This is a genomic window from Pseudomonas corrugata (assembly GCF_001269905.1).
Taxonomy (GTDB): Bacteria; Pseudomonadota; Gammaproteobacteria; order Pseudomonadales; family Pseudomonadaceae; genus Aquipseudomonas; species Aquipseudomonas corrugata.
In genome coordinates this window covers 425642-447186 of record NZ_LHVK01000003.1, presented here as the reverse complement: position 1 = coordinate 447186, position 21545 = coordinate 425642, and the positions used below count along the sequence as shown (strand labels likewise).

The window sequence follows — 21545 nt, the reverse complement described above, 5'->3', positions numbered from 1 at the left end:
CCTGATGCCGGAGGGCATTCCATGAAAGCAGTGATTGCGATAACGGCGACCTTGATACTCGCCGGTTGTGCCAGTAACGGCGTAGTAGCCTCCCGTCCCTCCAGTTGCGCCAGGCCCGGTTCCGATCAGGAACTGGCGCTGAACCTGGCGGATGACATGGCCAATGATGGGCGTTTGTACGCCAGCCTGGCGAACCTCGAAGGCTTACCCGAAGACCTCGTCCAGGTCCGTCTGCGCAAGGCCCGGGTGCTACGCCTGATGGGACGCAACGAGGCAGAGCCGTTGTACAAGAGCCTGCTCGGGACCTGCCTGGCTGCCGATGGAGAACATGGCCTGGGCCAATTGGCCGCCGCCAAGAATGACAACGCCAGCGCGACCGAGCACCTTGAACGCGCGGCGAAAATGGCCCCGACCGAAGGAAAAATCCGCAACGACCTGGGTGTCGTCTACCTCAATCAACACCGGATCCCTGAAGCGCGTTTCGAGTTCATGACCGCCATGGAACTCAGGCAGGCGGATTCCCTGGCCGCCCTGAACATGGTGACGCTGCTGATCTACCAGGACAACTGGAAGCAAGCCGCCGAACTCGCGAGCATGGCCAAGTTGACCCCCGCACAAGTGGCGGATGCCCAGGCCCGCGCGGAGAGAATCAGGGGCTCGGCCACCAAGACGGGAACGACACAGGCAGACCGGTCCAATGAGGTAGTCGATGCCTCATCCGGCGCGGTCAAGTAGAGTGTTACGAGGAGTCCAAGAGATGAAAACGAAACAGCTGTTGATCATCTGCACCGCATGCCTGTCCACCTCCGCCTGGGCAATCGAGCCGGGGCCCTCTTCGGCCGCGCAACAAGGCACGGAAAGCTGGATGCAGTTGCAGATTCGCGGTGTGGTCGCGTCCACCAACCTGCAGACCGCCTCCGCCGCCGAGCGTGAAATGGCCATGCAGCGCTGGCTCAATAGTTTCAACTATCCGATTCCGGAGTTCTTTGAACAGAAGTCGGGTGGAGAAATCACCAGCAGCAAATGAGTCGTGCTGGAAACCAAAAAGATCGTCCGAAGGCTTTGCGGCTTTCGGACGATTTTTTTACGCCACCACGCCTATGGGAGCGAGCTTGCTCGCGATGGCGGCCCATAACCCTTGCGTGACAGACGCTCCGCTATCGCGAGCAGGCTCGCTCCTACAATGGGATTGGGGTTCGACCGGAGAGGTAGGTCGGCTGTACGGCCGCCTTCGCGGGCGAGCCCGCTCCCACACTGGACTCGGGGTGTACGCAGCCTTTGCATCCACCACCAACCTCTGTCTGCGAGCCTGCTCGCGATAGCGTCGGCCCATTCAACACTTGCGTGACAGACGCTCCGCTATCGCGAGCAGGCTCGCTCCCACAATTGGATTGGGGTATGGCCGGGGAGATAGGTCGGCTGTCAGGTCGCCTTCGCGGGCAAGCCCGCCCCCACAGGGGGGTTGATGGTCATATGCATAAAGTGGGTTCAGCCGGGAACAATGTGGGAGCGAGCCTGCTCGCGATGGCGGTCTGTCAGTCGGCATTGGTGGCGACTGATCGGACGCCTTCGCGAGCAGGCTCGCTCCCAGAGTTGGATTGGAGTGCACCCGAAGGAACCAGGTCGGCTGCAAGGCCGCCTCGTCACACAGCTACATATTCCCAAACGCCCTGAACACCCCAATCATGGCCGGCCCAATCGCAACCAGAAAGAAACTCGGCCACAAACAGAAGATCAGCGGAAAGATCAGCTTGGTGCCAATCTTCGCGCCCATTTCCTCGGCAGCCTGGGTACGCCGGTCGCGGAACTCATCAGCGTAGATACGCAAGGTATCGGCCACACTGGTGCCGAAGCGGATGCTCTGCGCCAACAGGCTGACCAGCCCCTGGATGTCCTCCAGGCCGGTGCGCATTGCCAGTTGCCGGAGCGCCTCGGTGCTGGTGATGCCTGCGCGGATCTGCGCATTGACCAGGGCCAGCTCTTCGGCCAGTTCAACCTGGCTGACCGCCATTTCCTCGGCCACCCGCTCGATGGTCGTGGGCAGGGCCAGGCCCGACTCGACGCACACCACCATCAGGTCCAGCGCATCCGGGAATGCGGCGCGCAACCGCGCCTGGCGCGCCTGCTTGCGCTTACCGACGTAGAGCGCCGGCAGCAGCCAGCCGATGCCCACCATCATGATCACCCCCAACAGCCCGATGATCATCGGCACCTTGACCAGCGGCAGCAACAAGAGCGCCAGGCCCAGCAGCAACAGCGGCAGCATCAAGCGCACGGCCCAGTACATCTGCACCGCCGACGCGGAGCGGAAACCGGCGTGCGTCAGCAGGATCTGGGTGGCGGACGTCTGGGTCGGATCGGCCGAGGCAAAGCGCTGGCCGATCCGTTCGAGCAGCAGTTGCAGGTTCCCGGGCGCCTCATGCCCCGCCGCACCGCCCGAATAGCCGCGCTTGATCAGCGCCAGGCGCCGCTGGACCGGGTCCTGCAACCCCAGCATCAGCAATAGCAAGGCCACCACGGTCAACACCGTACTGAGACCAACCGCAGTGATGAATAGCAGGCGAGCCAGCTCTTCGTTCCCGGTAAACCGACTGAATAACCCGAGCAAAAAATCCATGACTGATACCCCGCGGCAAAACAGCGTTCAAACCTGGATCCGGATGATCTTCCGTATCCAGAAAATCCCGATCAACATGGCGCAGAACGCACCGATGATCAGCTTGTGGCCTATGGGATCGTTGATCAGCACAGGCATGTAGCTGGGGCTCGTGAGCACGATGGCAATCGCCAGCACGAAAGGAATCGCCACCAGCACCCAGGCCGACATGCGCCCTTCCGCCGACAGGGTCCTGATCTTGCGCTGGAAGCGGAAGCGCCCGCGGATCAACCGGCTCAGGCGCTCCAGCACCTCGGTCAGGTTGCCACCGGTTTCGCGGTGGATGAGGATCGAGGTCACGAGCATCATCACCGTCATGCTGGGCATGCGCTCCAACAGGCCGAGCATGGCCCGGCGCACATCGTTGCCATAGTTGATGTCGGCGAAAGTCATGCCGAACTCCTGGGCCACCGGCCCCTTATGCTCATCGGCCACCAACCGCAGGGTTTCGTTGAACGGGTGACCGGCACGCAGGGCCCGGCACATGGCGTCCAACGCATCCGGCAAACCCTCCTCGAACGCAGCAAAACGCTTGCTGCGGTCACGCATGATTTTCAGCACCGGCAGCCAGAACAGCACGAAGGCCACCAGCAGTGCCATCCACCAGAACGGCGAAACCATCATTACCAGGGCTCCGGCCGTCACGCCGAGGACCAGACCGAGCAGCATCACCCGATAGGCGCGGTATTCATGGCCGGCCTGCTCGATCAGTTGCGTCAGGTTGGCCATGAAGGGCAGCTGCTCGAGCCGGGCCTCCAGGGGAGACAGGCGCGTCAGGTATTTCTGCCGCAATACGGTTTGCATATTGGGCAGATGATTGGCCTTTTCCAGTACATGCAGGCGCCCGCGAATGCGCTTGCGCATCTTGCCGGCCTCACCGAACACCGGCACCACCACGCCCTGGGACAAGAGGAAAACGGCGATGAAGACCATGCCCAGGAAAATCAGAATAAATTCGGTAGGGATATTGTTCATGACGTCCGGGCCTCCATCCACTCAGGGCGGAACAGGGTCAGCGGCAACTCGATGCCGCGCTTGGCCAACACATCGCGAAAGGCCGGGATCATGCCGCTGGGCCGATACTCGCCGAGCACCCCTCCCTGCTCGCCGATACCCTGGCGTGCAAAGCAGAAGATTTCGGTCATGGTGATGACTTCCCCTTCCATGCCGTTGATCTCTTGGATACTCACCACGCGTCGTTTGCCATCTTCTTGACGCTCCAGTTGGATCACCACATCGATGGCTGAGGCAATTTGTTGACGCATGGCCTTGATCGGAAAAGTTGCGCCGGTCATCGACACCATGTTCTCGACGCGCCCCAGTGCATCCCTTGCAGTGTTGGCGTGGATCGTGGTCAAGGAACCGTCGTGACCGGTGTTCATGGCCGTGAGCATGTCCAGCGCCTCGGCACCGCGCACCTCGCCAATGACAATTCGGTCCGGACGCATCCGCAGGCTGTTACGCACCAGTTCCCGCTGGCTCACCTCGCCCCGGCCCTCGATGTTCGAAGGCCGGGTTTCCAGGCGCACCACGTGGGGTTGCTGCAGTTGCAGCTCGGCCGAGTCCTCGATGGTGACGATGCGCTCGTTGTGGGGAATGAAACTGGACAGCACATTGAGCATGGTGGTCTTGCCGCTGCCGGTCCCGCCGGAAATCAGCACGTTAAGGCGCCCACGCACGATGGCCTTGAGCAACAGGGCGATGGCCGGGGTCATGGTGCCCACCTGGATCAGGCTGTCGGTGTTGAGCAGGTCCACTGCGAAACGCCGGATCGACATGCTCGGACCGTCGATGGCCAGCGGCGGGATGATCGCGTTGACCCGCGAGCCATCCTTGAGCCGGGCGTCTACCAGCGGCGAGGACTCGTCGATGCGCCGCCCCAGGCTGGAGACGATGCGGTCGATGATGTTCAGCAAGTGCTGGTCGTCTCGAAAGCGCACGTCGGTCCGTTGCAGCTTGCCGAAGCGCTCGACATAGACAGAGGCAAACCCATTGACCAGGATGTCGGAAACGCTGTGGTCGGCCAGCAATGGCTCCAGCGGACCGAGACCCAGCACCTCGTCGGTGATCTGCTTGATGATCAATTGACGACTGGCAGTGCTCACCGGTGCCGAGTGTTCATCGAGCAGGCGCTGGCAGATATCGCGAATCTGCCGCGAGGCCTCGGCCTGCTCAAGGGCATCGAGCAAGGACAGGTCCATGACCTTGAGCAACTGCTGGTAGATCTTTTCCCGCCACTCGGCTTCCACCGGCGTGACCTGGCTGCGGGTTTCGTAGAGCACATCCGGGACGGCCTGTTCCCAGGCCATCAGGTCCTCAGTCGAATCCGGCAAGCCATCGCCCTGCTGGGAGGCCACTGAAGCGCCGGGTTTACCTGACTGTTTACGCAAGCGGTTGCGGAAATCGCTGATCATGGGTCATCCCCCGAAGAAACGGTTGAAGGCGCGTTTGAACAGGCCTTTGTCTGGGCTCATCTGGTGACCGACCAGGTCTTCGGTCAAATCGCGCAGGGCGACGGTGATGGCCGCCCTCGGCGCATGTAGCCCCAACGGCACGCCAGTGTTCTGACTCTGGCTGACCAGGTTGAAGTCATTGGGTAATTTGGACAGGTTCGCGCAGCGCAGGGCCTCGCCGATGTCCTTGAGGCTGATCGCGGCGGCCTTGTCGTAGCGGTTGACCACAATCTGCAACTGGTCCCCGCGCAGACCCAGGTCTTCACGCAGGATCCGCACCAGGGCGCTGGCATCGCGCAGGTGGCTGACGCTTTGTTGCACCACCACGTACACCCGGTCCACCTGCTCCAATACGGAGCCGGTGAGTTGGTCGATCTGCCTCGGCAGGTCCACCACCACCCAGTCGTAGCTGGCGCGAGCCAGCTGCAGCAGGGTGTCGAGCTGTTCCGGTTGGGCGTCCTGGGGCAGGCACAATTCGCCGGCTCTCCCGCCCAGCACGTGCAGCGTCGGGCTGAAGTGGCTGCAGAAACCGCGCAACGCGATGCTGTCCAGATCGTCGATCTGCTGCAGCACTTCCAGGTGGCTGTGGGACTGCGCCACGTCGAGGTAATGGGTCACACTGCCGAACTGCAGATCCATATCCAGCAACAGCGTATTACCCGCACGGGCACTCAATTGCTGGGCCAGGTTGCAGGCCACCAGGGTCCCGCCCGAGCCGCCCTTGGCGCCGATCACGGCGACCAGCTTGCCCTCGGCGCCGTTGCCCAGGCGAACCTCCGCCACCAGGCGATTCAGCGCAGCGACCAATTCATTTTCGGCGATGGGCTCAGGCAGCACGTCGCGAGCACCAGCCTGCATGGCCAGGCGCATGGCCTCCTGGTCGCCCAGCAAACCACACACCAGCATCGGTGGACGCTCATGGGCCGGACGTTGCAGCAACGCCGCCAGCTCCTCGCGCCACAGATGGCTGACCCGCAACAGCAGCAAGTCAGGCATGCGCTCCAGGCCGTAAAGGGGATCGACATGCCCATTGCTCACCAGCCGGGTACTGACTTCCAGGCAGGGCATGCGCTGGCAGACACATTGCAGGTCGCGCAGGGCTGCGGCGTCGCGGCTGCTGATCAGCAGTCGCAGCCCGGCTTTGCCGGTGGCGGTCGGAACGGGCGTTTCTCTGGTATTCAGCATGGTGTGATCTCCCCGGAATCGGAATGACGCCCAAGGCTTTCGCGTGGCAAGGTTGCCCTGAAGGCGGGCAAGGTAATGGACACGCCCAAGCCGGGAATGAACAGGTTGAACACGTAGTTCTGCACACTCAGCCGGACATAGCGGATGGCCCGGAAGCCGGTGGCGCTGGACGTGTCGGCGGGGTTCGCCACCACGGCGCCATTGACGTCCAGATAGGTCAGCGCCAGATTCGTGGTGGCCAGGCTGCTGATCAGTTGGCTGGTGCCTGCGTCGGTCGCGGCATTGAAGATGGCCCGGCGCAACACCACCGGATCGCTGATGTTGCACACCGCCGCCAGGCGCGCACCGCGCCGCGCGGCTTCATCCAGGGCGTTGGCGGTAAAGTACAACCGGCCCATCTCCAACACGCCGAACAACAGGACGAACACCAGCAGGCCGACGAAGGAAAACTCGACGATGTAGGTACCGCGCATGCATTTATGGTTCATCGGCTTCATCACAGCACCCTCATCACAGTGGTTGCGACCAGCGGAATGCCCAGCGGCATGGCGGCGCCGAAAAACCCCGGCAGCGACCCGGTGCAATTGCCCGCGCCAATCACCGGGCAGAACGTGTACGTGACGGTGACGCGTACATGGTTGGTACCTACCGCAGCGACCGTCACGTTAGTCGCGGTCAGACCGGACACAACCGGGTTGCCGACCTGGGCGGGCACGCCGTATACCGCAACGTTTTTTGTCTGGGTCAACAACGTGTTGCTCAGGGCGATGCCGCCCAACGTGGAGTTCCAGGCCTGGCCGGCGACAAAACGACCGGCGTCACGGCTGGCCTGCAACAACACGTTGTACTGGTAGAGCATGCGGCCGAACTCGCCGAAGGCCAGCAACAGCACCAGCACCAGGGGCAGCACCAGGGTGAACTCCACCAGCGCCAAGCCTTGCTGAGCCTGCGGGGATCTGAATTGAGTAAGTCCCATGACGCCTCCTACGAGTCAGTGCTCGGGTTGCCACTGCCGTTGAGGTAGGTTTTGTAGAGCTGGATGATCTGCGGGCCGGCATCACTGGACGGTGTGGGGCCTGGCACGCCATCGCCTTCACATTCCTGGACGAACTGGCCGAAGACCAGGGAGTCCGAACCACCGCCATCCACCGGTTGCACCACGAAATAGCAGCCGAACCCCAGCACCGGAATCGAGCTTGAGCCACCCTGCTTGCCGGTGCAGTTGCCGATCACGATCTTGAGCATCCGCCGTTCGAACACCCCATTGCTTTCACAACCGCTGCCGCTTCCGCCGACACAGGCGGCGACCTGGGTGCGCCAGTCGTTGTAGTCCTTGATCGCCTCACCGCCCGCCGAGAGATCGCCGTTGCTCGAAGTGACCGTCTTACCCTTGTACTTCACCTGGTCAAGCGCACTGTCGTAGGTCATCGCCGGCGTGCTCGACGAGGTCACCAGGTCCGGCGGGTAATCGGAGGAACTGACCGGCCCCTTGTAAATGCCGAAGCGGGTGTTCAAGCCCTGGGAGGTCGGACCGGCCTTGTTGCCGGGTGCGGTCTGAACGTTATCGCCGACACTGCGACAGACCGAACCGCCGCCCGCCAGATCCTCCCTGACCGTACTGCCGCCAGAGCCAAAATCGAGTAACTGAAAGTTGCCCGGCCCGATAGGCGAAGAATTACCCGCCGCCGTCTTCAAGACCTCAAGGTCACCAAAGTGGTAGCCCCAGAAGTTGCCGGCCGCCGGGTTGTACTGGCCGGGGTCGCCACAGACCATCAAGGGCGCCAGGTCGCAAGGCGAAGTCGGGCTGGGACCGGCAGTGGCAATCGCCGCCACTCGCTTGTTACCCAGACCGGCGCTGCCCATGGTCTGGACGAAACTCCAGAAAAAACCGTTCAGTTGATAACTCGACACCGACACCCGCACGTACTTGGCATCCGCTGGCCCGGGGTAAGAGAACGGACCGTAGACACTGCTGGCCAGCTCTACCACGGCAAACGCCCCCGGATTGCCGGCGACGGCGGTGGCCAGTTCAGTGTTGCCCAAGGCCTGGGCGTTCTTGTTCAGCGTGTCCAGGGCCGCCGCACGCGTCGTGCTGGCCATGTTGAGGCCGCCGGTGACCTGGCTCAGAGTCTTGGCCCCGCTCAAGGCCGCGGCATCCACTGCGTTCTGCAAACGCGTCTTGTTGAGCAACATGTGGCCACCGTCCAGGGCCAACGCTGCCATCATGGAGATCGCCACCAAGGCGAACACCATCAATACACTCACTGCCCCTCCCTGGCGCCTCCGGATATCGGAATTCATCATCACGCCCTCGTTGACTGCATTGAGGATCGCCATCGCCTGGAAACCAGGTGTTTTTCACGCCATTCAGCGAAGGTTGATCACCTTGCTTTCAATGCCACGGATCACCGTCACCGCCCCGCCGTCCTGCGCCTTGACGATGCGTTGCACCACGGGCCTAGGCACCGCGGCGGCCGCTACCGCCATGACCGGTGGCGCTGGCGGCGCGACAGCCACGGCTTTTTTCTCCAGGTTCAACGGATTGCGCAGGGCCAGTTGCAGCTTGCCTTCGGTTTGCGCGGTGACCAGCGCTTCCGCTTCGGTCGCCGTCATCTCCAGCGTGACGGCGCGCACCACAACCGGTTGGGTCTTGTCGGTACCCGCTGTCTGATCCACCGCCAATACCCGCAGGTTTTCCAGGATGGTCCGGGATGTGGCGCTGTTGCTGCCGGCGTTGGTGGTCTTGGTCGCCAGCACGTCGACCCGGTTGCCCGGCAGCAGGAACCCGCCGACGCCCACGACATCGTCCACCCGGACCGAGATGGCACGCTTGTCGGGCGCGATCAGCGAGGCCAGGGTGCTGCCACCCAGGTGCTCACTCAGACGCGCACCGCGCACGATGTCGCCGCGCAAGATGTCAAACGTGGCGATCTTGCCCACGGCCTTTTCACTGGCGTCGAAGGCATCGTCCGGGATCGTATCCATCGGCATGCGCACGGTGGTGACCTGCTGGGCCTCGACCATTTGCCCGAAAGGGATTTCCACGGTGGCGACCACCACGCTTCGCAGATGGTCATCGGGGGTCGCATTGAGTCGCGCACTCAACCAGGAGTCGGCCATCCATGCAGCGCCAAGGCCCATTACCAGGGAAACGCCAATCAGCGGAAGCGTACGAGAGCTCATGTCAGTATCTCCGAATCAAAGAAAGTCGAGCTGAACGAAGTAGTTGTGCCAGGCCCATTCCAACTCTTGTGGCATCAGGGGTCCGGAACCGCCCAGGTAGCGTTGGCGGTCGAGCGCCATGTTCAACAGGTCACGGGGATGGCAAGGCACCAGGGGCATGCCTTCGCCGGCATACAGCCGCTGCAGCACATAGCGCACCAGCAGCGGATCGTAAGGGACACCCAGGCGCTCGCATTCCTGGCGCCAGATGCGTTCGTATTCGTCGGGGTTGAGGTAACCGAACTGAACCTTGTAGCCAATGCGTCGCAGGAACGCCTCGTCGGCCAGTTCCAACGGATTGAGGTTGGTGGAAAACACCAGAACAAGGTCGAACGGCAGCTCGCAGTGCCGCCCGCCGCCCAGGTTGATGAAGTCACGCTTCTCTTCCATGGGCACGATCCAGCGATTGAGCAACTCGGCCGGGGCCATGCGCTGGCGCCCCATGTCGTCGATGATGAACAGGCCGTTGCTGGCCTTGAGCTGCAAGGCGGCCTGGTACTGACGAGTGAACGGATCGTAGCGCACATCCAGCTGCTCCATGCTCAACTCGCCACCGGTGATGACGATGGGGCGTTTGCAGCACAGCAGCCGGCGGTCGATGCCTTCGTTGAGCATCAGATTGTTCGGTTGGCTGTTGTCATCCAGGCGCTGATGCACCTGCGGGTCGTAGATCTCGATCACCGACTCGTTGATGACAATGGCATGGGGCACCCAGATGGCTTCGGCAAACAGGCGGATCAACCGGCTGCTGACGTAGGTCTTGCCGGTACCGGCCGGGCCATAAATCATGATCGCCCGCCCGGAGTTCAAGGCCACGCCCAACTGGTCGAGCATGCCCTGGCTCAGCACCATGCCGGACAGGGCACGCTGCATGTCGTTGGCGGTGACACGACCGTGGTGAATGGTCTGGATCTTGATCAGCGAGCGATAGGTGCTCACAGGGAACGGCGCCGCACCGATATAACCGCTACGGGACAGGGCGTCCCGGGCAGAGCTGCGACCACGTTCGGTCAGGCCATAACGCAACGCCTGCACGCTGGCCTGGCCAATCTGGCCGAGCACCTCGACACGGCCATCCTTGCGCAAAAACGCCAGGACTTCTTCCAGCACAGCACCGGTCAGCGCCAGGCGCTCGACCAACCGCGGCATGTCCAGCACACCGGCGTCGTGCAGATGCTTGCACACCAGTTCGCCCAGAAAACTGTCGGTCAAGCCGGTGTCGCGAATCGTACAAGGCTGGGGTGCCAAGCGTTGTACCGCCTCCCGTTCGCTGGGGTAGGCATCACTATCGTTGATGACGTGCATGACTAGACTCCCCAGCCGCCGGCAACCAACTGCCAGTAGACGCTGTTCAAGGTGCCGATCAGGATCGCAATCGAATAAGGAAAGGGTTTACCGGCCACTTCATCCGAGGTGGGTGCCAGATAGGACTGGGCGCGGACCATCAGCCAGTAACGTCCAAGGGTTTGCAGCAGTTGGCCACGAGCCAGGACAATCAGGAATCCACACACGCCGCCGGCGATCAGGCTGAACAGCGCGGCCCACAATGCGTAGTGGAATGGCAGGAAGCTGCCGACCATGGTCATCAACTTGACGTCACCGGCCGCCATGCCTCCCACCGCGTACATCGGCAGGAATAGCGCGAAGCAGATCAGCATGCCCAGCAGGCTGTCGCCCAAGCCGCTGATTCCGCCCGTGTAAACCTGACTGGCCAGCCCCAGGACGAGCCCCAGAAGGACCAGTGAGTTGGGGATGCGGTGGCGGAGCAGATCGCTCACCACCGCCACGCCCAGCAGTCCCAGCAGTATTGATGTCGACACCAGCAATTCCATGGACATGGCGCGTCTCCCGGTTGCGTAATCGTTAGCAGGCAACGTTGCCGTTGACGGCCTGGCACAGCGCACGGATCTGTGTATCCACGGCCCCTCCCAACAGCACGAATGCCGCCGCCACCGCCACCGTGATCAAGCCTCCCGCCACCGCATACTCGACAATGGTCAGGCCCTCTTCATCTTTTACGAACTTGCTGATCGAAGTTCTGATTGTGTGCAGAGTCATTTTATTTACCTCACGCGCAGAAGTAATACGGCAATGAACTTAGAAGTTGGGGACAGCGCCAAGTCCATTTGAGGTATTCGTTGTACTCACTGCAAAAGAGTCGCAAGCGTTATTCCGTAAAAGTTGCCGTGTCCCCCTATCGCAAAGCGTTGTGATCAGCAGGCAACGTTGCCGTTGACGGCCTGGCACAGAGCACGGATCTGGGTATCCACGGCACCACCCAGAAGAACGAAGGCGGCCGCCACCGCCACCGTGATCAACCCACCGGCCACGGCATATTCCACAATGGTCAGGCCGTCTTCATCTTTGGCGAACTTCAGTACCGAAGCCTTGATAGTTTGAAGAGTCATTTCGCACACCTCATCGGGGTTGTTTTTCAGGAGGCAGTACATCGCGAACTGCCTGATGCAACCCTAGTCAGGAGGCCGACATAGTCGTTAGGAGGATTTTGCACATCGCTAGGATTATTTTGCGCGAGGTCATCTACGGCTGCCGTGCATTCGCTGCACCGGGATAGAGATAAGAACCTGGTTTTTTATAAGAATTTATTCGGCGAAATGATGGCACATTGACGATACTTCCGGCTAAAGGGCAGGAAGAACCACTGAGTAGGCACATGACGTCGAATCTGACCGGAAAGCCAAGGTTGTTGTGGTTCGATCTGACTCACGATCGGTCCACGGAGGAACTCGCCATCCAGTTCGAGCAAGCCTGCCATTGCACGCTGGCCACCAACGCCACGCTGCCGGGTGGGGAGCAGGTCGACATGATCTGCATTCATTTCGACCGGCCGGACACCCCGGGTCTGAGGCGGTTGCTGGAAATCAAGCGGGCCGTGCCTACCATCCCCATCACCATGTTCACCGTGCAGCACTCTGAAGAGCTGGCGGTCTGGGCCATGCGCTCCAATGTCTGGGAATACATGGTCCTGCCCCTTTCAGCCACCGAGAGAAAGCGCTACCTGACGGCGGTGCTGCAATTGTGCGAGTTGCGACGCAATACCGGCAGCCGGGGCAGGACGTCGCCGATCGACCACTCCCCCACCCTGCCGGATAGCATCCGCCTGACCTCCAGCCACCAGAAACACCAGGCCCTCAACCACATCCTGTTGTACATCGATCAGCATTTTCGCGAGAGCATCGATCAGCGTGACCTGGCCAAGCGCTGCGGCATGACCACGTTTCGCTTCAGTCGTCTGTTCAAGGAGGCCAACGGGCTGGGCTTTACCGACTACGTACTGAACAAGCGCATGAGTTTTGCCAAGGAACTGCTCGATAACAGCGAGATGCCCATCACCAGCATCGGCTACGAAGCCGGTTTCAAGGATCCGTCCTACTTTGCCCGCGCCTTCAAGCAGTACGCCAACTGTACGCCCAGTGAATACCGCCTGGCGCGGCAGATGCGCACGACGGTTATCACGCCATCGGTACCGGAGGAAGAAGCAAGCACGAAAGCGCTTGAGAGCCTGGTGCACAGTCTGGAGGGCTGACGGGCGTTTTGATGCGATGGCTGGCGTTCAAGTCTCTCAAGGGGCGAGCTTTCTTCTCTCGATAGGAACTGACAAGACAATGCTGGTGCGCGTCTCTCCGTACCCGTTGATATTGGCAATGATCGCCTCGATCTCAGCCATCGATTTGGCATAGATCCTGATCAGGTAAGAGTCATTACCCGTGATATGCAGGCACTCCACGACCTCGGGAATGTCCTGGAGCGTCGCTATCAATTTGGCTTTCGCCGGCTTGAGGGTGGTGATGCCGACGACAGCCGAGATGCCGTACCCCAGCTTGGTGGGATCCAACTGAGCGCTATAGCCCTTGATGACCCCAGCGTCTTCCAGCTTGCGTAACCTGTCAGTCGTGGCAGGAATAGAAAGCCCCGCATGCTTGGAAAGTTCCGTGATGGAAATGCGGCCACAGTCCTGTACCTTCCCCAGGATTTTTATGTCTATACGATCCATGTGCGTTTCTCTCGGTAAGAACTTTAAAATTTAATGAAGAGCCCGCGTTTTTCATTAAAAAAATCATGCACCAAAATAAAGCAGAGCGCTAGCCTATTTCCTGCCTGAGAAGCCTTGAAAGAATCCGCGCAATCAATAGCCCCTCCTCTTTAGCATGACGCACCGCATAATAAAATATTTCTCTCAACATGGTTTGATCCGCACGTCTTCCGCTTACTGACTACAACAAGATGACTGCCACTTATGGCGGCAGGATTGTTTCGCCTAGGCTTTTTAGCGATGATGTTGTTGGCAACTTTCGCAATGAGGAAATGAGAGATGGACACTACAAGAAATGAAAACTTGCCCCCTGGAAAGCCCCCCGGCAAAACTGGAAGAACTACTCCACGGGGGAGCCGTAAAGTGTCATCTTTCGTCACGCAACTGTGTCATCCAGGATGGGTAAGTTGGATTTTTGCAAGGTTCGCGGAAACCGAGGCGGGCGGCTCGTTAAATTGAATTGCATGTGGTTCCTTTTCTGCGTGTAAGACAACACTCTGGGCCTTGAGCATGCATTCCCATCCGAAGGCGGTTCCCAACGAACCGTCACCTGGAATCAGCCGGCGGGAGGCTTCTTCATCAATGTGCACCTGCCTTTTGTCTTCGGACAGGCTGAGATGAACGAGTGCGCCCGGCACTTCAGGGTTACTGTATTCCCTACGTCCTTGTTCTCACTGACAAACGAAGCGGTCAATCAGGTCAGGTTGTCGTTCAGTAATGCCACAGCCGCACAAACCACACAGGCGATAGGTCGTTTCAAAGCCTACGTTGAGTCCAGGCTGGGTAAAGCTCCCTCCTGACTCCGAAGGGGACCGAAGAAGGCATCGGCATCATTCACCGAAGGGGAAACCTTCTCAGGTTCCCGTGGCCAGCATGACGCCGGTTGCCACTTGGTACGCGCCTAACAGACTGATGGTTGCCCCGGAAAAGTAGTTGATCAATTTAATCTTTGACTGAGCGATCCTGGCCTTGAAGATGGAGGAGAAGCCGCTCAGTCCTAACCACCAGACGGCCGAGCCCAGAAATATGCCGGTCACCATGGACAGCACTGAGTGCTGACTGCCTTGTTCGCTGGCCATGCTATCGCTCAAGGCGGCAAATATCGCGATAAACGACAAAATGGTCATGGGGTTCGACAAGGTCAGGAACAGCGTGGTCGAATAAGCCTTGAACATGTTGGCGCGCTCGCCCCCCATGGCGGTCGCATTGCTGTTCGAGCGTATTGTCTGATAACCAATGTAGGCGAGGAACAGCCCTCCCAGAATACATAACCAGGGCTTGAAGCTGATGAGCGTCGCGATAATGGCGGTAATACCCAACGCCCCTATGAACCCATAGATTGAATCGGCAGTGGCGGCCCCCAACCCTGTCGCAAAACCGGCTCTCCAGCCAAGCATGAGACTCCTTTGTATACACAACAGCCCGATGGGCCCCACAGGGGCCGCAATGCACAGACCAATGACCATTGATTTAACGAAAATCAACATGGATGCACCTCCAGAATGGGTACTGGAAGGTTAGGAGAACGGTAATTTTTTAGAAATTAATTATTAATTTTCCGACATGCTTTTCCGTTAATTTTGCATGTAGTTCGCCAAACCTCCCTTCATTATTAAGGCGATAAGGCCCACGCCCTAAAACACATGCAAATTGTCCGTCTAAAGCACCTGGACCGGTCCGGCGCGATTGAGATGGCTTTTTCACAGGCATAAAAAAACGCCGCTCAATGAGCGGCGTTTTTTTGAATTTGGAGCGGGAAACGAGACTCGAACTCGCGACCCCGACCTTGGCAAGGTCGTGCTCTACCAACTGAGCTATTCCCGCAAATGGCGTCCCCTAGGGGACTCGAACCCCTGTTACCGCCGTGAAAGGGCGGTGTCCTAGGCCACTAGACGAAGGGGACACGCTGCCCGGAACACATGGTGTGTGTCCCAGTGCCCAGATCCGAACCCGAAGGTATCGTTTCTGGTTTCACTCAACCCTGCTCGAAAGCAGGATTGTTTAAAATTGGAGCGGGAAACGAGACTCGAACTCGCGACCCCGACCTTGGCAAGGTCGTGCTCTACCAACTGAGCTATTCCCGCATTGGCGTCCCCTAGGGGACTCGAACCCCTGTTACCGCCGTGAAAGGGCGGTGTCCTAGGCCACTAGACGAAGGGGACACACGTACAACATTCACTGCTTATGGCGCTTGGCTGAGTGCTTTACGCTGTAAGTGGCGCGCATTCTATGGATGGATTGAGAAGTCGTCAACCCCCAGATATAAATTTATTTAAATCAATGACTTCGACCGGTTTGAGGAGCGATTCGCAGATTTTGCCTGTCCAGTCTCTGACGCCTATATTCTGTCGTCCGCCAAGACGATATAGTCGCGCCCAGCAAATAGTGGCAATGTGCATCTACGCTACCGTGCCTGGTCGTCCGTCTAATCTCGTCGTTCGGGCCTATGCGCTTAAAAGCCTAGCCACTACACTGATCTATGCGAATCCTATTAAAGAGGTCTTACCGGTGACACCACTCATGATCACCCTGCTCGTCGTAGCCGGGATCGCATTGTTGATCGCCATTGGCTATATGAACCATGTGGCGGAAAACAACAAGCTGGAAAAGGCCCGTACCAAGGTCGAACTCAACGACCGCCTGCGTCGTTGCGGCGAGCTCACCGAAACCTTCCCCGGCCAGTTTATGACCCCGGTCCTGAAGCTGCTGATCACCCGCCTTGAGATCAACGTCTGCCAGCGCTTGCTGGGCATGGAAAAGACCAATGCAGCGGTGAAGGCACGCCTGGACGAGTTGAACGCCCTGGCGGCCCAGGGCGAATCGATCCCGGTGAACAATCCCCCGGCTCCGATCCAGACCGAAGCCAAGGCCAAGGATGTGCGTTTCCTGCTTGAGGCCTTGCATGGCCAGATCACCCGCGCCGCCCAGGACGGTTTCCTGCCGCCCAACGAAGCCAAGCGCTGGATCCGCGAAGTACGGCACGTCCTGGTGCTGCTGCACATCGAGTTCTTCAACAACCTCGGCCAACAGGCCTTGCAACAGGAACAACCGGGGCAGGCTCGCCTGGCGTTCGAACGTGGCGTGCAATACCTGCGTAAACAGCAGGAACCACAGGTCTACGCCGAGCAGCTGGCTTACCTCGAGAAACTCCTGGCCCGCGTCAATGCCATGGTCCTGGCCAGCACCAAGGCGGCCGAAGGTGAGGTCAACCAGTTGACCGAAGGCTTGAAGGAAGACGAAATCAACGACGAGTGGAAGAAGAAGAAGGTTTACGACTGAGGCCTGCGTGGTGCAGGCAGAGGCTGATGCAGGAGCTGGCGAAGCCTGCGATCTTTTGATCCTGATCTTTCGCTCGCGACTCAATTGTCAGGGCAAAGATCGCAGCCTCGTTGCACTCGGCAGTTCCTACAACAGTCCGTGCTTGCTTCAAACTCCCATGCTTACAACCTGAAATGCCCCACCATCCCCTTCAGCTCGACGCCCAACTGTGCCAGCTCAATGCTGGACGCGGCGTTGCCTTGCATCGCCAGGGAGGACTGATCGGCACTGGCGCGGATGCTGGTGACGCTGCGGTTGATTTCTTCGGCGACCGAGCTCTGCTGTTCGGCTGCCGCGGCGATCTGCTGGTTCATCTGCTGGATCAGCGACACGGCTGCAGCAATGCTGCCCAAGGCACTTTCAGTCTGCAGGGCATCGCTGACCGCCATCTTCACCAGCTCACCGCTGCTCTGGATCTGTTGCACGGAAGTCTGGGCGGCTGAACGCAAGGCACTCACCAACCGCTCGATTTCTTCGGTGGATTGTTGTGTGCGCTTGGCCAGGGCACGCACTTCATCGGCCACCACCGCAAAGCCCCTGCCCTGTTCACCGGCGCGAGCTGCTTCAATGGCGGCGTTGAGCGCCAGCAGGTTGGTTTGCTCGGCGACGCTCTTGATCACACTCAATACCGTGCCGATGTTCTGGATTTCGGCACTGAGGCTTTCGATGCTGGAACTGGCCGATGTGGCCGAGTCGGCCAGTTGTTCGATACGCACCATGCTCTGGCGCACCACCTGTTGACCGCTTTCGACTTTGTCGTCGGCGGTCTGGGCAGCCTGGGCCGCTTCTTCGGCATTGCGCGCCACGTCGTGCACAGTGGCGGTCATCTGGTTCATGGCCGTGGCAACCTGTTCGGTTTCCTCCTTCTGGCTGCTGACTTCCAGGTTGGTCTGTTCGGTCACGGCCGATAACGACTGGGCGGAGTTGGCCAACTGCTCGATACCGGACTGCAACCCACTGACGATACTGCTCAGCCCGGCTCCCATCTGCTGCATCGCCAACATCAACTGCCCGATTTCATCCCGGCGCGTCACTTCCACCGTTGCACTCAAGTCCCCTCCGGCAATTTGCTGGGCGACACGAATGACACTGCGCAACGGCGCCACGATCAGTCGGGTAATGACCCAGGCCGCAATCAACCCCACCAGCAACGCGAGGGCCGACGAACCGACGATCAGCAACGAGTTCTTTTTCAACTCGGCCTGCATGGCCTTGTCTTCGGCGGCATAGGCCTGGTCAACCCGCTCCACCACCTGGGCAGCCCGTTCGCGCAGCTGCCCGGAGATGACCTTCTCCTGGGCCAGCAGACCAGTATATTCAGCGAGTTTCTCGTTGAATCCGGCGATGTGCCCGGCCACTTCATTGATGACCGTCTGGTAGCCCGGATCCTTGATCGCGGTCTTGAGCACCTCGGCCTGCTTCATGGCCTGCTCGGCCTGTTCGATCTGGCCTTGTCCCGCTTCCTCACTGCCTTTGCGGGTCTGATCGAGGCGCACCCGCGCCTCATTCATGGCCACCAGCATCAACCGGGACACCTCACTGACCTGGTTGGCTTGTTCAACAAACTCGGCGCCTTCCTTGCCCTGGGTCTCTTTCAACGTGTAGGTGCCATCATCCGCCAACCCGGCCCGAAGCACATCGAGGTTGTTGGCGACGCTGGACACCGACCAACTGGCCATCTCCAGGGCCAGGTCCTTGCTCTGGCTCAATCCGACGAACTCATCGAACGCCTTGCGATAAGCCACCAAGGCTTGCTCCACATCGTTCATCACCGGCACGTTGGCAGCCGACTGCGCCTTGAGTTCATTGGCCTTGGCGATCAAGCTGTCCACGCCCTGGTGCAGGGCATCGACCGTCTTGGGATCGGAGCGCAACGCGTAGTCCTGTTCGAGCAGCCGGACCTTGAGTAGCTCGCTACTGAACGAGGACATCTGCTTCAAGCCATCGAAACGCTGACTGATGGTTTGCAACGACCAGACCCCAATGGCCGCCACAACTGCAGTGAGCAGCAGCACCATGACAAACCCGATCCCCAACTTCTTTGCCATACCCAGGTTGGCAAAACGTCTTTGCACGGCCGAAATCATTGCGCTCAGTCCTCTGCCAGTGTGTGTAATCGCAGATTCGCAACGAGACGCCCCATCGCACAAGATGCTGGCGTCGGAATAATGGCAAAAAGCTACGGCTTCGTCGTTTTCAGAACGCTCGAGGTCGATCCAGACCCGTGGCCCGGAAGAACGCCAGCGCCCTGGAGTCCCGGGCATAGGCCACATTGATCCGTAGCCAGTCACTGTCAACACCCGACGGGCTGAACGCTGTACGCGAAGACAGCAGCACACCGAACCTTTTGGCCAGGCGTTGTAATCCAGCGTAGTCGCACCTGGGCGGACGTGCCCAGATGAACAGCCCTCCGGCCGGTTTGCCGAAAACGGTCCAGTCGGCATCCTCCAGTACCTGGAGCACCATTGCCATTTCGATACCCAGGCGTTGCCGCTGGCGCTGGACCAGCTTGCGATAGGCGCCGTTGGCCAACAGGCCGGCGACAACCGATTCGCAGAACCGCGACCCCCCCATGCTGGTAACCTCCTTGACCTTGCTCAAACGCTCGATGATCGCAGCGCCGGCCACCACGAAGCCGACCCGCAACGAACTGCTCAGGGTTTTCGAGAAACTGCCCACGTAAAGCACGTCGGCATCCAGCGCCGCCAACCGGGTCCGCGTCGTGCTCTGGAAGTCGGCATAGACGTCGTCCTCGATAACCAGCACAGCATGCTTGCGTGTCAGTTGCAGCAACTGCTGGGCCACGGCCGGCGCCAGGCAACTGCCGGTCGGGTTGTGACACGCGCTGTTGATGAACAAGGCGCTGGGCCGGTGAGTCGCCAACAACGCTTGCAACGCGTCGACATCCGGGCCCCGTGGTGTCCTCGGTAACTCGATCATGTCGATCCCATGGAGCCTGAGCAGCTCGAACAGCCTCGAATAGCCGGGGCTTTCCACCACCACGCAACATCCCGGCCGCAGCAGTGTCCGCACGATCAGGTCCAGGCCATGAGTCGCCCCCGTTGTGGTCAGGATAAGGTTTTCATCCACATTGATATTGAGCTGCTTCAGTCGCCTTGACAGTTGCTCACGCAAGGCAGGCAACCCCAGCGGCGTACTGTAGTTGAACAGTCCCGCCATGTCGGTGCGGGACACCTGTCGAATCGCATAGGCCAGGTCATCGCTCTCACGCCAACGTTCGGGTAATCCGCCACTGCCTAACTTCAGTTCCCACAGCCCGTTGTCGGCTGAATCGGCCCAGGCACGCTGCATGCCTCCCGGCAGCCCCTTGCCGGAGAGGTCGGGCCTGATCGAGGAAGGTGATGCAACAAAAAAACCCGAGCCATGGCGGGAGGCCAATATCCCTTGGGCGACCAGACGTTCACATGCTTCATTGACGCTGGACTGACTGAGCAGATTCTCCCGCGCCAATTGGCGGATGGAAGGCAGGCGCGTCCCCGGTTGCACCCCAGCCTGTCGAATCCAGCCGACCAAGGCGTCGACAATTTGCTGTACGACAGGCACCAGGGCCTGTCGGTCGATTCTCAACTCCATGAGTAACCAAGCTCCTAAGCGATTGTTTTATTTCCAGAAACAGTCGGTTTTCCATGGCAGTTAAGCACAGGGTGTTGCCGGACGATGTACGACAACGTCGCCAAATGGGCCGATTCTCACGCCTTGAAACACATTGACGGGCAGATCCAGGGAATTTCCGACCGCCCAAGAAAAAGCCCGCTACAGGTGCGGGCTTTTTCCTACAATCCACTCCCTTAGAAGGCCGTGACACCGCCGTCCACCGCCAGCGAATGCCCGGTGGTGAACGCCGCGCCATCGCTGCACAAGTACAGCACGGCGCTGGCAATTTCCTCGACCCTGCCGATACGTCCTACCGGGTGCATGGCGTTGGCGAATTCACCCTTCTTCGGATCAGACTCGTAGGCACGGCGGAACATGTCGGTGTCGATCACTGCCGGGCAGACCGCGTTCACGCGAATCTTCTTCTTGGCATATTCGATGGCGGCCGACTTGGTCAGGCCGATCACGGCATGCTTGGAGGCCGCATAAATGCTCATTTTCGGCGCCGCACCCAGGCCGGCCACCGAGGCGGTGTTGACGATGGCCCCGCCGCCCTGGGCCAGCAGCAGCGGCAACTGGTATTTCATGCACAGCCAGACACCTTTCACATTGACGCCCATGATCGCGTCGAACTCATCGAGGGTGCCGTCGGCCAGTTTGCCCTTCTCTATCTCGATCCCGGCATTGTTGAAGGCGTAATCGAGACGACCGTAGGTACCGATCACTTCATTCATCAGGTTCTGCACGTCGCTTTCCAGTGTCACGTTGCAGCGCACGAACACCGCCTCGCCGCCCGCCTCGCGAATCAACTGCACCGTGCCCTCGCCGCCCGCTACATCCAGGTCGGCCACCACGACCTTCAGGTCCTCTGCTGCGAACGCACGGGCCGTGGCGCGGCCGATGCCCGCAGCGGCACCGGTGACTACGGCGACTTGTCCAGAAAACGTCATGCTCATTGTCAGTTCCTTGAAGGATGCGGGGTTGCGCCAGTGTAGCCACAGCCAAGCATGGCGTAGCAGCACTATCCAGATGCCGGTTGAAC

General features: G+C 59.9%; 21 protein-coding genes, 4 tRNA genes and 1 pseudogene. 4 read left to right on the top strand and 22 right to left on the bottom strand.

Features of this window, described 5'->3' with window-relative positions; translation table 11 throughout:
* The first annotated feature begins 21 nt into the window (after positions 1-21).
* On the top strand, positions 22-735 hold the full coding sequence (locus AD665_RS02350) for a tetratricopeptide repeat protein (protein WP_053190728.1): 714 nt from the start codon (positions 22-24) through the stop codon (positions 733-735).
* Between the two features lie 22 nt (positions 736-757).
* On the top strand, positions 758-1027 hold the full coding sequence (locus tag AD665_RS02345) for a DUF3613 domain-containing protein (RefSeq protein WP_024776933.1): 270 nt from the start codon (positions 758-760) through the stop codon (positions 1025-1027).
* Between the two features lie 624 nt (positions 1028-1651).
* Here the strand turns inward: AD665_RS02345 and AD665_RS02340 are convergent.
* The 12 genes from AD665_RS02340 to AD665_RS02285 form a co-directional block, all read right to left on the bottom strand.
* Positions 1652-2617: a type II secretion system F family protein gene (locus AD665_RS02340; protein WP_053190724.1), complete on the bottom strand. Its 966-nt coding sequence runs from the start codon at positions 2615-2617 to the stop codon at positions 1652-1654.
* Positions 2618-2644: 27 nt separating this feature from the next.
* On the bottom strand, positions 2645-3631 hold the full coding sequence (locus AD665_RS02335; RefSeq protein WP_053190722.1) for a type II secretion system F family protein: 987 nt from the start codon (positions 3629-3631) through the stop codon (positions 2645-2647).
* Entirely contained in the window at positions 3628-5070 is a 1443-nt protein-coding gene (locus tag AD665_RS02330; RefSeq protein WP_053190720.1) for a TadA family conjugal transfer-associated ATPase, read from the bottom strand. Before AD665_RS02330 ends, AD665_RS02335 begins: the two co-directional genes overlap by 4 nt.
* 3 nt (positions 5071-5073) lie before the next feature.
* The gene (locus AD665_RS02325) at positions 5074-6294 is read right to left on the bottom strand and encodes an AAA family ATPase (RefSeq protein WP_053190717.1); all 1221 of its coding nucleotides are present in this window, start codon (positions 6292-6294) and stop codon (positions 5074-5076) included.
* Positions 6288-6782, bottom strand: coding sequence for a TadE family protein (locus tag AD665_RS02320; protein ID WP_053191292.1), 495 nt, complete (start codon positions 6780-6782; stop codon positions 6288-6290). Before AD665_RS02320 ends, AD665_RS02325 begins: the two co-directional genes overlap by 7 nt.
* A gap of 8 nt (positions 6783-6790) precedes the next feature.
* Positions 6791-7270, bottom strand: coding sequence for a TadE/TadG family type IV pilus assembly protein (locus tag AD665_RS02315; RefSeq protein ID WP_024776939.1), 480 nt, complete (start codon positions 7268-7270; stop codon positions 6791-6793).
* Between the two features lie 8 nt (positions 7271-7278).
* A complete protein-coding gene (locus AD665_RS02310) occupies positions 7279-8598 on the bottom strand; it encodes a TadE/TadG family type IV pilus assembly protein (protein WP_053191290.1) in 1320 nt (439 codons plus the stop codon).
* Positions 8599-8661: 63 nt separating this feature from the next.
* Positions 8662-9477, bottom strand: a complete 816-nt coding sequence (cpaB, locus tag AD665_RS02305) for a Flp pilus assembly protein CpaB (protein WP_024776941.1) — start codon at positions 9475-9477, stop codon at positions 8662-8664.
* A 15-nt stretch (positions 9478-9492) separates the two neighbouring features.
* Positions 9493-10821 carry a P-loop NTPase family protein gene (locus AD665_RS02300; protein WP_053190714.1) on the bottom strand — a complete coding sequence of 443 codons (1329 nt, stop codon included), beginning with the start codon at positions 10819-10821 and terminating at the stop codon, positions 9493-9495.
* Between the two features lie 2 nt (positions 10822-10823).
* Positions 10824-11354 carry an A24 family peptidase gene (locus AD665_RS02295; RefSeq protein WP_024776943.1) on the bottom strand — a complete coding sequence of 177 codons (531 nt, stop codon included), beginning with the start codon at positions 11352-11354 and terminating at the stop codon, positions 10824-10826.
* 25 nt (positions 11355-11379) lie between these two features.
* Positions 11380-11574 (bottom strand): Flp family type IVb pilin, encoded by a 195-nt coding sequence (locus AD665_RS02290; protein ID WP_024776944.1) that lies wholly within the window; start codon positions 11572-11574, stop codon positions 11380-11382.
* 155 nt (positions 11575-11729) lie between these two features.
* Positions 11730-11924 carry a Flp family type IVb pilin gene (locus tag AD665_RS02285; RefSeq protein WP_024776945.1) on the bottom strand — a complete coding sequence of 65 codons (195 nt, stop codon included), beginning with the start codon at positions 11922-11924 and terminating at the stop codon, positions 11730-11732.
* A 266-nt stretch (positions 11925-12190) separates the two neighbouring features.
* Between AD665_RS02285 and AD665_RS02280 the strand changes: the two genes are divergently transcribed.
* On the top strand, positions 12191-13063 hold the full coding sequence (locus tag AD665_RS02280; protein ID WP_053190712.1) for a response regulator transcription factor: 873 nt from the start codon (positions 12191-12193) through the stop codon (positions 13061-13063).
* Between the two features lie 36 nt (positions 13064-13099).
* Here AD665_RS02280 and AD665_RS02275 read toward each other — a convergent pair whose 3' ends face one another.
* The 6 genes from AD665_RS02275 to AD665_RS02250 form a co-directional block, all read right to left on the bottom strand.
* Positions 13100-13531 carry an Lrp/AsnC family transcriptional regulator gene (locus AD665_RS02275; RefSeq protein WP_024776947.1) on the bottom strand — a complete coding sequence of 144 codons (432 nt, stop codon included), beginning with the start codon at positions 13529-13531 and terminating at the stop codon, positions 13100-13102.
* A gap of 893 nt (positions 13532-14424) precedes the next feature.
* Positions 14425-15057 (bottom strand): LysE family translocator, encoded by a 633-nt coding sequence (locus tag AD665_RS02270; RefSeq protein WP_024776948.1) that lies wholly within the window; start codon positions 15055-15057, stop codon positions 14425-14427.
* Positions 15058-15318: 261 nt separating this feature from the next.
* Positions 15319-15394, bottom strand: a tRNA-Gly gene (locus AD665_RS02265).
* A 3-nt stretch (positions 15395-15397) separates the two neighbouring features.
* Positions 15398-15473, bottom strand: a tRNA-Glu gene (locus tag AD665_RS02260).
* Between the two features lie 105 nt (positions 15474-15578).
* Positions 15579-15654: transfer RNA gene (locus tag AD665_RS02255), tRNA-Gly, on the bottom strand.
* 2 nt (positions 15655-15656) lie between these two features.
* Positions 15657-15732: transfer RNA gene (locus AD665_RS02250), tRNA-Glu, on the bottom strand.
* A 358-nt stretch (positions 15733-16090) separates the two neighbouring features.
* On the opposite strand from AD665_RS02250, the gene AD665_RS02245 reads away from it, so the two are divergent.
* Entirely contained in the window at positions 16091-16849 is a 759-nt protein-coding gene (locus tag AD665_RS02245) for a hypothetical protein (RefSeq protein ID WP_053190708.1), read from the top strand.
* A 161-nt stretch (positions 16850-17010) separates the two neighbouring features.
* Here AD665_RS02245 and AD665_RS28080 read toward each other — a convergent pair whose 3' ends face one another.
* The 4 genes and pseudogenes from AD665_RS28080 to AD665_RS02230 form a co-directional block, all read right to left on the bottom strand.
* Positions 17011-17715, bottom strand: coding sequence for a methyl-accepting chemotaxis protein (locus AD665_RS28080; protein WP_411157122.1), 705 nt, complete (start codon positions 17713-17715; stop codon positions 17011-17013).
* 204 nt (positions 17716-17919) lie between these two features.
* Positions 17920-18096 (bottom strand): annotated as a pseudogene (locus AD665_RS28075) (HAMP domain-containing protein); the annotation flags it as partial.
* Positions 18097-19084: 988 nt separating this feature from the next.
* On the bottom strand, positions 19085-20482 hold the full coding sequence (locus tag AD665_RS02235; RefSeq protein WP_053190704.1) for an aminotransferase-like domain-containing protein: 1398 nt from the start codon (positions 20480-20482) through the stop codon (positions 19085-19087).
* A gap of 215 nt (positions 20483-20697) precedes the next feature.
* Positions 20698-21459, bottom strand: coding sequence for an SDR family oxidoreductase (locus tag AD665_RS02230; RefSeq protein ID WP_024776952.1), 762 nt, complete (start codon positions 21457-21459; stop codon positions 20698-20700).
* Positions 21460-21545: the final 86 nt, after the last annotated feature.

Excerpts from the sequence above, each read along its gene's own strand:
- AD665_RS02310 (WP_053191290.1), bottom strand. The coding sequence starts at position 8,598 with ATGATGAATTCCGATATCCGGAGGCGCCAGGGAGGGGCAGTGAGTGTA.
- AD665_RS02315 (WP_024776939.1), bottom strand. The coding sequence starts at position 7,270 with ATGGGACTTACTCAATTCAGATCCCCGCAGGCTCAGCAAGGCTTGGCG.
- AD665_RS02285 (WP_024776945.1), bottom strand. The coding sequence starts at position 11,924 with ATGACTCTTCAAACTATCAAGGCTTCGGTACTGAAGTTCGCCAAAGAT.
- AD665_RS02245 (WP_053190708.1), top strand. The coding sequence starts at position 16,091 with ATGATCACCCTGCTCGTCGTAGCCGGGATCGCATTGTTGATCGCCATT.
- AD665_RS02345 (WP_024776933.1), top strand. The coding sequence starts at position 758 with ATGAAAACGAAACAGCTGTTGATCATCTGCACCGCATGCCTGTCCACC.
- AD665_RS02320 (WP_053191292.1), bottom strand. The coding sequence starts at position 6,782 with ATGAACCATAAATGCATGCGCGGTACCTACATCGTCGAGTTTTCCTTC.
- AD665_RS02270 (WP_024776948.1), bottom strand. The coding sequence starts at position 15,057 with ATGTTGATTTTCGTTAAATCAATGGTCATTGGTCTGTGCATTGCGGCC.
- AD665_RS02275 (WP_024776947.1), bottom strand. The coding sequence starts at position 13,531 with ATGGATCGTATAGACATAAAAATCCTGGGGAAGGTACAGGACTGTGGC.
- AD665_RS02330 (WP_053190720.1), bottom strand. The coding sequence starts at position 5,070 with ATGATCAGCGATTTCCGCAACCGCTTGCGTAAACAGTCAGGTAAACCC.
- AD665_RS02230 (WP_024776952.1), bottom strand. The coding sequence starts at position 21,459 with ATGAGCATGACGTTTTCTGGACAAGTCGCCGTAGTCACCGGTGCCGCT.
- AD665_RS02295 (WP_024776943.1), bottom strand. The coding sequence starts at position 11,354 with ATGTCCATGGAATTGCTGGTGTCGACATCAATACTGCTGGGACTGCTG.
- cpaB (WP_024776941.1), bottom strand. The coding sequence starts at position 9,477 with ATGAGCTCTCGTACGCTTCCGCTGATTGGCGTTTCCCTGGTAATGGGC.
- AD665_RS02290 (WP_024776944.1), bottom strand. The coding sequence starts at position 11,574 with ATGACTCTGCACACAATCAGAACTTCGATCAGCAAGTTCGTAAAAGAT.
- AD665_RS28080 (WP_411157122.1), bottom strand. The coding sequence starts at position 17,715 with ATGACCGCCACTGTGCACGACGTGGCGCGCAATGCCGAAGAAGCGGCC.
- AD665_RS02350 (WP_053190728.1), top strand. The coding sequence starts at position 22 with ATGAAAGCAGTGATTGCGATAACGGCGACCTTGATACTCGCCGGTTGT.
- AD665_RS02280 (WP_053190712.1), top strand. The coding sequence starts at position 12,191 with ATGACGTCGAATCTGACCGGAAAGCCAAGGTTGTTGTGGTTCGATCTG.
- AD665_RS02235 (WP_053190704.1), bottom strand. The coding sequence starts at position 20,482 with ATGGAGTTGAGAATCGACCGACAGGCCCTGGTGCCTGTCGTACAGCAA.
- AD665_RS02300 (WP_053190714.1), bottom strand. The coding sequence starts at position 10,821 with ATGCACGTCATCAACGATAGTGATGCCTACCCCAGCGAACGGGAGGCG.
- AD665_RS02335 (WP_053190722.1), bottom strand. The coding sequence starts at position 3,631 with ATGAACAATATCCCTACCGAATTTATTCTGATTTTCCTGGGCATGGTC.
- AD665_RS02325 (WP_053190717.1), bottom strand. The coding sequence starts at position 6,294 with ATGCTGAATACCAGAGAAACGCCCGTTCCGACCGCCACCGGCAAAGCC.
- AD665_RS02340 (WP_053190724.1), bottom strand. The coding sequence starts at position 2,617 with ATGGATTTTTTGCTCGGGTTATTCAGTCGGTTTACCGGGAACGAAGAG.